At 71.9% G+C, this 10791-nt stretch carries 8 protein-coding genes and 1 pseudogene; 3 read left to right on the top strand and 6 right to left on the bottom strand.

Translation table 11 applies throughout. The features are described 5' to 3' along the window. Both K6I33_RS24250 and K6I33_RS24255 read left to right on the top strand, forming a co-directional pair. The coding region (locus K6I33_RS24250) for a triacylglycerol lipase (RefSeq protein ID WP_229356641.1) at positions 1 to 728 on the top strand (728 nt) is incomplete at its 5' end. Between the two features lie 182 nt (positions 729 to 910). After that, positions 911 to 2530, top strand: a complete 1620-nt coding sequence (locus K6I33_RS24255) for a peptidoglycan DD-metalloendopeptidase family protein (protein WP_229356642.1) — start codon at positions 911 to 913, stop codon at positions 2528 to 2530. A gap of 72 nt (positions 2531 to 2602) precedes the next feature. Here the strand turns inward: K6I33_RS24255 and pcrA are convergent, their stop codons facing one another. Together pcrA and K6I33_RS24265 are read right to left on the bottom strand one after the other, a co-directional pair. Next, the gene (gene pcrA, locus K6I33_RS24260; RefSeq protein ID WP_229356643.1) at positions 2603 to 5071 is read right to left on the bottom strand and encodes a DNA helicase PcrA; all 2469 of its coding nucleotides are present in this window, start codon (positions 5069 to 5071) and stop codon (positions 2603 to 2605) included. A gap of 117 nt (positions 5072 to 5188) precedes the next feature. Next, positions 5189 to 5542, bottom strand: a complete 354-nt coding sequence (locus K6I33_RS24265; protein WP_229356644.1) for a hypothetical protein — start codon at positions 5540 to 5542, stop codon at positions 5189 to 5191. A 276-nt stretch (positions 5543 to 5818) separates the two neighbouring features. Between K6I33_RS24265 and K6I33_RS24270 the strand changes: the two genes are divergently transcribed. Further along, positions 5819 to 6895 (top strand): C40 family peptidase, encoded by a 1077-nt coding sequence (locus tag K6I33_RS24270; protein WP_229356645.1) that lies wholly within the window; start codon positions 5819 to 5821, stop codon positions 6893 to 6895. 44 nt (positions 6896 to 6939) lie between these two features. Here the strand turns inward: K6I33_RS24270 and K6I33_RS24275 are convergent, their stop codons facing one another. The 4 genes and pseudogenes from K6I33_RS24275 to K6I33_RS24290 form a co-directional block, all read right to left on the bottom strand. After that, entirely contained in the window at positions 6940 to 8055 is a 1116-nt protein-coding gene (locus K6I33_RS24275) for an esterase family protein (RefSeq protein ID WP_229356646.1), read from the bottom strand. A 99-nt stretch (positions 8056 to 8154) separates the two neighbouring features. Then, entirely contained in the window at positions 8155 to 8850 is a 696-nt protein-coding gene (locus tag K6I33_RS24280) for a response regulator transcription factor (protein WP_229356647.1), read from the bottom strand. Next, complete coding sequence (locus K6I33_RS24285; protein ID WP_229356648.1) at positions 8847 to 10112, bottom strand: ATP-binding protein; 1266 nt, start codon at positions 10110 to 10112, stop codon at positions 8847 to 8849. The genes K6I33_RS24280 and K6I33_RS24285 overlap by 4 nt, the downstream gene beginning before the upstream one ends. A gap of 153 nt (positions 10113 to 10265) precedes the next feature. Then, positions 10266 to 10791: pseudogene (locus tag K6I33_RS24290) on the bottom strand (serine/threonine protein kinase); the annotation flags it as partial.

Consider the following 10791-nt stretch of genomic DNA (forward strand, 5'->3'; position numbering starts at 1 on the left):
GTTCGGGCCGTTCCGCCGGCCCCTCCCCCGCCGCACCGGCGGAACGGCCCGAACCGTCCGAACCGCCCGGCGCGCCCACCGGCCCGGTGGCGGAGCGCCCGCCCGTCCTGCTCCTCCACGGCTTCATCGACAACCGCTCGGTGTTCGTCCTGCTGCGCCGCTCGCTGCGCCGGCACGGCTGGGACGAGGTGTGGTCCCTCAACTACTCGCTCCTGACCTGCGACATCCGCAAGGCGGCGGCAATGCTCGGCCGGCATGTGGAAGAGGTCTGTGTCAGCACGGGCCGGGAGCACGTCGACATGGTGGGGCACAGCCTGGGCGGACTGATCGCGCGCTACTACATCCAGCGGCTCGGCGGCGACGCCCGTGTCCGGACGCTCGTCACCCTCGGCACCCCGCACAGCGGCACCCTGGTGGCCCCGTTGATGACAGCCCACCCTTTGGTGCGGCAGATGCGGCCCGATTCGGACGTCATCGCCGAACTGGCCGGGCCCTCCCCGCATTGCACAACACAATTCATCGGTTTCTGGAGCGACCTGGATCAGATCATGGTTCCCGTCGAAACCGCCCGTATCGATCACCCCGACCTCCACGCGCGCAACGTCCGGGTGTGCGGCGTGGGCCATCTCGCCCTCCCGGTGCACGGGGAGGTGGCCGCGGGGATCAGGCAGGCGCTGGCCACGGAGGAGCCGTCGGCGGGCGCGGCGGGAGCCGCCTCGGTCGCCTGAGTTCCACAAAAACATCGAACGCATATCGAACGTCAAGTCGACTCATCATGGCCCAGTCCACCAAAAGGCGGCTAAATGCCCAGCGGTTCGGTGACCGAAACGTGGGGAAGATTGTCGTCGTCGCATACCGCCGGGTACAGTCGCCGCTAATTCTCCTCTGCCAAGGCGAAATGGATGTGGTGGTGAACGACCGTCACCCGTCGGCGGGCCCGGCTCAGTCCGTTCCCGCTCCCGACGCCCCCTATGGGCACGGGCAGTACGCGGCGTACGAGCAGCCATACGCTCCGCAGGGCTACGCCGGATACGGCGACCACGCCTCGGGCCACTGGGACACCAGCACCACCAGCCAGTGGGGCGCCGGCGGCCACACCCAGACCTGGGACTTCAGCGGCTACGACCTCGGCCACGACAGCACGGGACAGTACGCCGCCCAGCAGTGGGACACATCCGGCGGATCCGGCCAGTGGGACCTCTCCGGCACTGCCGCCGCGTCCGCGCACCCGTCCGGGCAGTGGGACACGGGTGCCTGGAGCGCCGCCGGTTCAGCGGCGGGGACCTATGACACGGGCCAGCACCACTCCGGCGAGTGGGGCCAGTGGGACGCCACTGGGCAGAATCAATACTTCACCCAGCCCGCCCAGTCCCAGCCGGTCCAGCCGGTCCAGGCCTGGGACGCGTCCGGCCAGTCCTGGGACACGTCCGGGCAGTGGGACTCCGGCCAGTGGGACATGAGCGCCCCGGCCACCCAGACCTGGGACGCGAGCGCGTACGCGACCGCCGACGCGCCGCAGGCCCAGGACCGGCTCCACTCCGAGCAGCAGCAGCCGGAGGTCCAGCACACCCCCACCGTCATGGTCGACGTCTCCGGCGTCCCCGGCCTCTCCGAGGCCGCCGGCGTCGCCGACGCCGAGACCCGCGCGATGGTGATCACCCCGCTGCCGGAGGAGACCGAGGGCATCGGAAACGCCGGCGCCACCGGGGACGACGACCCCGCGCCCGCACCGTCCCGGGCCCGTAGCCGGGCCGAGGTCCCGCACCAGTCCCGCGGCAGCCGCCGCAAGGGCGCCCCCGCCCGCGCCGGTTACCGCCCGCGCCGCAAGGCGCTGCTCACCGTCGCCGTCCCCTCGGTCGCCGTCATGGGGGTGGCCGGGATCGCGGCCGCGTCCGTCATGACCGGCGGCGGGCAGAAGGACACCCAGCAGACCACCGCGGCCTCCGCCCCGGACAACTCCGTCAAGCTCTCCGCCGCCAACAGCAAGCTGGACACCCAGCTCGCCAGCCTCAGCCAGGGCGCCGACGACTTCGCCTCCCGCGCCAGCCGCACCCAGGAGCGGATCGACCTCAAGGTCCGCCAGGAGGAGGAGCGCAAGCGCAAGGCCGAGGAGGCCGCCCGCAAGGAGCGCGAGCGCCCCAAGTTCGCCCTGCCCGTCGACCAGCACGGGCTCAGCGCCTACTACGGCCAGGCGGGCGTCAACTGGATGTCGGTGCACACGGGCATCGACTTCCCCGTCAGCTACGGCACGCCCGTCATGGCCGCCAACGACGGCACGGTCAGCACGCAGTACAACGTGGCTTACGGCAACATGGCCAAGGTGACGTCGTCGGACGGCACCGAGACCTGGTACTGCCATCTCAGCAGCTACAAGCTCCGCTCCGGGCCGGTCAAGGCCGGGGACGTCATCGCCTACTCCGGCAATTCCGGCAACTCCACCGGCCCGCACCTCCACTTCGAGGTCCACCCCGGCGGCTCGGCCGTGGACCCCCTCCCCTGGCTCCGCAGCCACGACCTGGACCCGACGTAAGAATCCCCGCGCCCCGAAGGGGCGCGGGGAACTGCGCGACCAGCCACGTACGACCCGCGGCCGAGCGAAAAGCTAAAGCTTCTCGACCGGCGCGTACCGCAGCAAAAGCCTCTTCGGCTTCTCCCCGCCGAAGTCGACCGTCGCCTCCGCGTTGTCACCGCTGCCCTTGACCGCCACGACCGTGCCCAGCCCGAACGAGTCGTGCGTGACCCGGTCGCCGATGGCCAGCGCCACGACCTCGCGGTCCTTGGCACGCCGCGTGGCGAACCCGCTCGACGCCGCCTTGCCGCCGCGCGACGGGCCGAAGCCGGACGAGATGCCGGAACCCGTCCGGGAGCCGGAACCCGCGCCCAGCGAGGACGCCGACGGCGTCGCGGGCCCGGTGCGGCGCCACGTCAGGTGCTGCTCCGGGATCTCCTCCAGGAACCGCGACGGCGGGTTGTACGCGGGCTGGCCCCAGGCGCTGCGCATGCTCGCCCGGGTCAGGTACAGCCGCTCGCGGGCGCGCGTGATGCCCACGTAGGCGAGCCGGCGCTCCTCCTCCAGCTCCTTGGCCTGGCCGAGGGCCCGCAGGTGCGGGAAGACGCCGTCCTCCATGCCGGTGAGGAAGACGACCGGGAACTCCAGGCCCTTCGCGGTGTGGAGGGTCATCAGCGTGATGACGCCGGTGCCCTCCGCGTCCTCGTCGGGGATCTGGTCGGAGTCGGCGACGAGCGCGACCTTCTCCAGGAAGTCGGCGAGCGTGCCGGGCTCCTCCTCCGTGCGCTCCTGCTCGAACTCCAGGGCGACGGCGGCGAGCTCCTGGAGGTTCTCCACGCGGGTCTCGTCCTGGGGGTCCGTGGACGCCTGGAGCTCGGCGAGATAGCCCGTGCGCTCCAGGACCGCCTCCAGGACGGTCGCGGGGCCCGCGCCGGACTCGACGACCGTGCGGAGCTCCTCCAGCAGGACGTTGAAGCGCTTGACCGCGTTCGCCGAGCGGGCGGCCATGCCGTAGGCCTCGTCGACGCGGCGCAGCGCCTGCGCGAAGCTGACCTTCTCCCGGAGGGCCAGCGCCTCGATCATGGCCTCGGCGCGCTCGCCGATGCCGCGCTTGGGCACGTTGAGGATGCGCCGCAGCGGCACGGTGTCCTCGGGGTTGGCCAGCACCCGCAGATACGCGAGGACGTCACGGACCTCCTTGCGCTCGTAGAAGCGCACTCCGCCGACGACCTTGTAGGGCAGGCCGACGCGGATGAAGATCTCTTCGAAGACACGGGACTGGGCGTTGGTGCGGTAGAAGACGGCGACGTCGCCCGCCTTGGCGTCGCCCGCGTCCGTCAGCCGGTCGATCTCGTCGGCGACGAACTGCGCCTCGTCGTGCTCGGTGTCGGCGACGTAGCCGGTGATGGAGCTGCCCGCGCCGGCCTGCGTCCACAGGTTCTTGGGGCGGCGGTTCTGGTTGCGCTCGATGACCGCGTTGGCCGCGCTGAGGATCGTCTGCGTGGAGCGGTAGTTCTGCTCCAGCAGGATCGTGGTGGCGTCCGGGTAGTCCTCCTCGAACTGGAGGATGTTGCGGATGGTCGCGCCACGGAAGGCGTAGATCGACTGGTCGGCGTCACCGACGACGCACAGCTCGCCGACGCCCTCCTCGCCCGCCGTCTCCGGCGTGCCCACGAGCTCGCGCACCAGCGTGTACTGGGCGTGGTTGGTGTCCTGGTACTCGTCGACCAGGACGTGCCGGAAGCGGCGGCGGTAGTGCTCGGCCACGTCCGGGAACGCCTGGAGGAGGTGGACGGTGGTCATGATGATGTCGTCGAAGTCCAGGGCGTTGGCCTCGCGCAGCCGCGCCTGGTACATCGTGTACGCCTCGGCGAGCGTCTTCTCGAAGCCGTCCGCGGCCTTCGCCGCGAAGGCCTCCTCGTCGATGAGCTCGTTCTTGAGGTTGGAGATCTTCGCGCTGAAGGACTTCGGCGGGAACTTCTTCGGGTCGAGGTCGAGGTCCCGGCAGACGAGCGCCATGAGGCGCTTGGAGTCGGCCGCGTCGTAGATCGAGAAGGAGGACGTGAAGCCCAGCTTCTTGCTCTCGCGGCGCAGGATCCGCACGCACGCGCTGTGGAAGGTCATCACCCACATGGCGTTGGCGCGGGGGCCGACGAGCTGCTCGACGCGCTCCTTCATCTCGCCGGCGGCCTTGTTGGTGAAGGTGATCGCGAGGATCTGCCCCGGGTGCACCTGGCGCGCGCCCAGAAGGTACGCGATGCGGTGGGTGAGCACCCGGGTCTTGCCGGAGCCGGCGCCCGCGACGATCAGCAGCGGGGAGCCCGTGTGCACCACGGCCTCGCGCTGCTGGTCGTTCATCCCCTCCAGCAGCGCGGCGGGGTCCACTACGGGCCGGGCGGCGCCGTCGCGGTAGAACGCCTCCCTGGGCACGGGCGCGTCGAAGGCGCCGCCGAAGAGGTCGTCCGGCAAGGGCTCCGGAGCCGTGTCCTCCGGGGGCGGAGGGGGCTCCTCCTCGGCAGGGGCCAGGTCCGCCAGGAAGCTGTCGTCAAAGAGGCTGCTCATCGCCTCCCGAGTCTAGGCCGCCCCACCGACAGCCGAGCCGGGATCCGCCCGACAGTGGCCGGGCCCACAGCCCGGGCGGCCCGCCGCCATGGGCGGAGCCGCCCGTGGCGGGGCGGGTCAGACCCAGAGAACCGCGATGAAGACGTTCGTCGCCGTCAGCGCGCCCACCGTGCCGAACGCGGCCGCCTCGACCTTCTCCTCGTCCCGCTTCACATAGACCAGGCCCAGGATCACGACGAGCAGGGCGAGCTTCACACCGATCTTCAGGGTGTTGATCGTGTCGCCCTGGCTCTGGTGGATGCCGACCAGCGCGACGCCCGTCACCAGCATCGTCAGCGCGCCGTGCAGCATCGCGGGCACCATCCGGGCCTCGCCCTTGCCCATGGCCTTCATCTGCGTGAGGAACCCGCCGAGCAGGGAGGCGATGCCGATGATGTGGAGGCCGACGACGGCGTGAAGGAGAACGTCCATGGGCCCGACCCTAACCGGGGCCATAGCACCACTCCGCATCAAGGTGGGGCAGGGACACCACCTCGGTCAGTCCCCGGCACCGTCCTTCCGAGTCGTCGAGGGCTGCCCGCCAGGTGCGATCGCCAAACAACCGATTCAGGGCAATAGCGGTCATGGCCGTTTCGCGGTGATCCCGAGGTTTAGCGTCCTCCTGCAGACGGCGGTGGCCCGCCCTCACCCCCCTCGTGCGGGCCACCGCCGGGCACCCCTGCCGGACGGAAGGAAGTGACGGCCGCCGTGGCCACGCACCGAAAGCCCAAGCAGCACCCTCTCGCCGGCAGCACCGCCCGTACCGCGGCCACGCTCGCCCTCGCGGGCGCGGCCACCGCCACCGTGCTCGAGGGCACCGGCCACGCCGCCCCCTCCCCCACCACCGCGCAAGCCAGGGCCCAGGTGGCCCGGTACTACCAGCAGGCCGAGGCCGCCACCGAGCAGTACAACGGGGTGAAGGAGCGCTCGGACCGCGCCCGCTCGGTGCTCGCCGGGCTCCAGGACGAGGCCGCCCGCAAGACCGAGCGCCTCAACGCCGCCCGCAACGCCCTCGGCTCCTTCGCCGCCGCCCAGTACCGGGGCGGCTCGATGCCCACCAGCATGCGGCTGCTGCTCTCCACCAGCCCGGACCGCTTCCTGGAGAGCGCCTCCCTCGCCGACCGCGCGGGCCAGGGACAGGCCGCCGCGATCTCCCGGGTCCACCAGGAGCTGCGGGACGTCATGCGGGTGCGGACGACGGCGGAGGCGCGGCTCGCCGAGATCCGGCGCGAGGAGAGCGCGCTCGCCGCGCACAAGCGCACCATCGAGGCCAAGCTGGACCGGGCCCGGCAGTTGCTGAGCGAGCTGCCCGCCGAGGAGGCCACCGCGATCCGCACGGACGCCGCCGGCACGGGCGTGGCACGGGCGGCGGACACCGCGAAGGCGTCCGTCGCGACGGGCTCGGAGGCGGTCGGCGAAGTGGCCCGCGCGGTGTCGGGACGGGCGGCGCGGGCGGTGGCCTTCGCGTACTCCGCGCTCGGCAAGCCGTACGAGTGGGGGGCGACCGGACCGGCGTCCTTCGACTGCTCGGGGCTCACCCAGGCCGCGTGGCAGGCGGCGGGCGTGTCGCTGCCGCGCACCACCTACACCCAGATCAACGCCGGGCGGCGGATCTCCCGGGACCGGCTCGCCCCGGGGGACCTGGTGTTCTTCTACTCCGGGATCAGCCACGTGGGCCTCTACGTCGGCGACGGCAAGATGGTCCACGCCCCGCACCCGGGGGCCCCGGTGCGGGTCGCGCCGATCGACGAGATGCCGTTCGCGGGGGCCACGCGGCCGGCGTGATCCCCGGGGGCGTACGGAGCTGTCGTGCGGGGCTGTCGCGCGGGCTAGTGGGCCACCTGCTTCGTCAGCCACTTGAAGACGTCCGGGACCTGCCGCTTCCAGACGGCCGTGCCGTGGCCGCCCGCGCCCGGCGGGATCAGGACGGTCTCCACGGTCGTCGGCGGCTTGGCCGCCTGCTTGAGCGCCTGCCCGCCCTGGTAGCCGTCGGTCTCGGCGCCGGAGACGAAGAGCGCCACCTTGGGCGGGGTCGCGGCGTGCTGGAGCATCTTCAGCGGGTTGTTGGCGTCGCGCAGTTCCGGTGTCTTCGTGGTGAGCGCGCCGGGCTCGCCGGCGGGGTCGTTGTAGCCGGACAGGCTCACGCCCGCGCGGTAGCGGTCGGGGTGGGCGACGGCCAGCTTGGCGGCGCAGTGGGCGCCCGCGGAGTAGCCGGCGACGGCCCAGCCGTCGGCCCGGTCGTCCGCGCGGAAGGTGTCGGTGACCATCTTGCGGACGTCGACGCTGAGCCAGGTGTCGGCGTTGACCTTGCCGGGGATGTTGGCGCAGCCGGTATCGGTGTCGCCGAGGAGGGCGGTGCGCGGCGCCACGATGATGAAGGGGGCCACCTCGCCCCGCCGCATCATGGGCCCCAGCTGGGTGTTCACCTCAAGGGTGCCGAACCAGGCCTTCGCCGAACCGGGGAAGCCGGGCAGCACCTCGACCACGGGGAACTTCTTGTCCTTGTACGCGGGGTCGTCGTACTGCGGGGGCAGCCAGACGTAGACCTCGCCCTCCACACCGGATATGTGGCCCTTGAGCTCGGTCTCCAGGACCCCGGGGCCCATGCGCTTGTCGGAGGCGGGCTTGAACTTGGCGACCGTCTTCGGCGTCTGGTCGGGCGTCTTGCCGCCGGTGCCGTCCGGGCCGAGGTCGGCGGCCGCCCTGACGTGGTCGCCGGTGCCGAGGAGGTCGGCCCAGGTGTCGAAGAGGCCGTTGGAGTTGTTGACGATCACGAAGACCATCACGATCGCCGTGGCCTGCGCGAACAGCAGCATGAGGAAACGCGTCGCGTGCCGGACGAGCCGCGGCCCGCCTATTCGGCCCCAGAGGGTGAGCGGCAGCGCGAGGGCCACCCCGACCAGGGCGATCGTGATCAGAAGGAAGGGTGTCCCCGTCAGGCTCATCGGATCATCGGACTCTCGTTTCCGGTGCTGTTCGTCGCCTGTGACTAGATGGCGAGGAGCTCCGGGAGGTTCCGCCGACGGCAGCCCGACGGGCGGGGGTCACACCAGGCGACGCGCCGTCGCCCAGCGTGTCAGCTCGTGCCGGTTGGACAGCTGGAGCTTGCGCAGCACCGCCGAGACATGCGATTCCACGGTCTTCACGGAGATGAAGAGCTGCTTGGCGATCTCCTTGTAGGCGTAGCCGCGGGCGATCAGCCGCAGCACCTCGCGCTCGCGCTGGGTCAGCCGGTCGAGGTCCTCGTCGACGGGCGGGGCATCCGTGGAGGCGAAGGCGTCGAGGACGAAGCCGGCCAGGCGGGGCGAGAAGACCGCGTCGCCATCCTTGATCCGGAAGATGGCGTCGACCAGGTCGCCACCGGTGATCGTCTTGGTGACGTAGCCGCGGGCGCCGCCCCGGATGACGCCGATGACGTCCTCGGCGGCGTCGGAGACGGACAGGGCGAGGAAGCGGACCGGGGACTCCTGTCCGGCCATCAGCGCGGCGCAGCGGCGCAGCACCTCGGCTCCGCCGCCGCCGGGCAGGTGGACGTCGAGCAGCACCACCTCGGGGCGGGTCGCGGTGATCACCGTGACCGCCTGGTCGACGTCGGCGGCCTCGCCGACGACCTCGACGCCCGTACGGTCGGTGGCCCCGATCTCGGCCTGCACGCCCGTGCGGAACATCCGGTGGTCGTCGACCAGCACGACCCTGACGTGACGCTCGGCCGTCTCCCCTGCCGTCTGCTCGGTCGTCATGCGTTCTCCGCCCTCTCCATCTCCAGCTCCCATTCCGTCCCCCCGCCGGGCGCGGGCCGCACGCGCGCGGTGCCGCCGTTGCGCTGCATCCGGCCGATGATCGACTCCCGGACGCCCATCCGGTCCTCCGGGACCGCGTCCAGATCGAAACCGGGTCCGCGGTCGCGCACCGAGATGAAGACCGTACGCCCTTCGACCTCGGCGTACACCTGCACGGCCCCGCCCTCGCCACCGTACTTGGCCGCGTTCACCATGGCCTCACGGGCCGCCTGGAGCTGGGCGTCGAGCCGGTCGTCGAGGGGGCAGTCGCCGACCACGACGACCTCGATGGGCACCCCGTGGTGGTCCTCCACGCGGGCGGCGGTGTTCCGGACGGCTTCGCCGAGGGTGCTGGGCTCCTCGGCCTCCTCCTTGCCGCGGCCCTCGGGGTCGTAGAGCCAGTTGCGCAGCTCGCGCTCCTGGGCTCGGGCGAGCCGGGCGACCTCGCGGGCGTCCTCGGCGTTGCGCTGGATGAGGGTGAGCGTGTGCAGGACGGAGTCGTGGACGTGGGCGGCGACCTCGGCGCGCTCCTGGGCCCGGATGCGCATGGTCCGCTCAGCGGAGAGGTCCTGGGCCATGCGGACGACCGAGGGCCCGGCCAGCAGCGCGATGCCGACCACCATGGCGAGCGACGACTGGAGCACCGTCCCCAGGTGCTCGACGGAGCCCTGGAGGACGACGACGCCGGTGGCGCCGACACCGACCAGCACCACGCCCGCGCCCGCCCGCGCGAGGGGCAGGACGCGCTTGCGGCGGCTCACCTCCATCCAGTGGGAGCGGCGGGCGTTGTCGGCCTGGCGCCAGACGAGGGCGACGCCCGCGCCGATGAGGAGCAGCGGCCAGACGTAGGTGTTGGCGCCCCCCAGCTCCAGGCGGTCGAGGAAGACCGCGGCGCTGATGACGATGGCGAGGAGCGCGAAGACCTGTCCCCGGTCGGGCTTGCGGACGAGCCTGCGGCGGCCGTCCGGGGTGACCTCGGTGGCCACCGCTCGCGGCACCTCGACGCCGCCGACACCGAGCGGCACGACGAACCAGAACACCGCGTAGAGCAGCGCGCCCATGCCGTGGCCCATGAACAGCGCGACGAAGACGAGCCGCACCCAGGACACGGGCATGCCCAGATGCCCCGCGAGACCGCGCGCCACGCCGCCGAGCATCCGCCCTTCGTCGCTGCGGTAGAGCTTGCGCAGGGGCGGGCCGTCGGGGTGCGGAACGGTGGTCATGCACTGATCGTCACACGGGCGGCCCCGTCCGGACATCAGGGTCGACCCTGACGGGACCCCGGGAAAGCCGGGGAGAAATGCTGTGGGAGCGTCGCGGGAACATCGCGGGTGACGGGACGCGATGACGGAGGGTCAGCATCCGGTCAGGGCCGGTCAGGGCCGCTGTCCCGTGCGGAAGCCGTCGCGGACCACGTCGAACACGGGCCGGTGGCGCTCCCAGTCCGCCTTCGGGGCGGACAGGTAGATGGCGTACTCGGCGCCGCCCTCGCGGCCGAAGCCCAGGTCGACCGCCTGGAAGTCCCGGGCCCGGCCGGACCAGGTGAACTCCCAGATCGCCGCCGGTTCGCCGCGGAAGGTCGTCTCCTGGAGCCGGCCCCGGCGATAGTTCCGGATCTCCGAGGAGTCCTTGAGCTGCTGCTCCACGTCCTTCCAGTGCTGGACGTGGTCACGGCCGGCGAAGTCCAGGACGTTGATCTTGAGGCCGACGAGCCCGGTCCGGTCGATGTAGTCCACCTCGCGGGAGGACTTCTCCTGCCGGGTCCAGCCGTCGGGGACGGGGAAGGAGACGCCGAGCTTCTTCTCCTCGACCAGGTGGTAGCCCTTGGGCAGGGGCGGGTAGGTCGGCGGCGGCTCCGGCGCCGGGGTGGTGGCGCTGTGGACCGGGGACGGGGTGGCGGAC

This window comes from Streptomyces sp. UNOB3_S3 (assembly GCF_020740895.1).
Taxonomy (GTDB): domain Bacteria; phylum Actinomycetota; class Actinomycetes; order Streptomycetales; family Streptomycetaceae; genus Streptomyces.

Coding starts and splice junctions, on each gene's coding strand:
- pcrA (WP_229356643.1), bottom strand. CDS start 5,071: ATGAGCAGCCTCTTTGACGACAGCTTCCTGGCGGACCTGGCCCCTGCC.
- K6I33_RS24265 (WP_229356644.1), bottom strand. CDS start 5,542: ATGGACGTTCTCCTTCACGCCGTCGTCGGCCTCCACATCATCGGCATC.
- K6I33_RS24275 (WP_229356646.1), bottom strand. CDS start 8,055: ATGAGCCTGACGGGGACACCCTTCCTTCTGATCACGATCGCCCTGGTC.
- K6I33_RS24280 (WP_229356647.1), bottom strand. CDS start 8,850: ATGACGACCGAGCAGACGGCAGGGGAGACGGCCGAGCGTCACGTCAGG.
- K6I33_RS24285 (WP_229356648.1), bottom strand. CDS start 10,112: ATGACCACCGTTCCGCACCCCGACGGCCCGCCCCTGCGCAAGCTCTAC.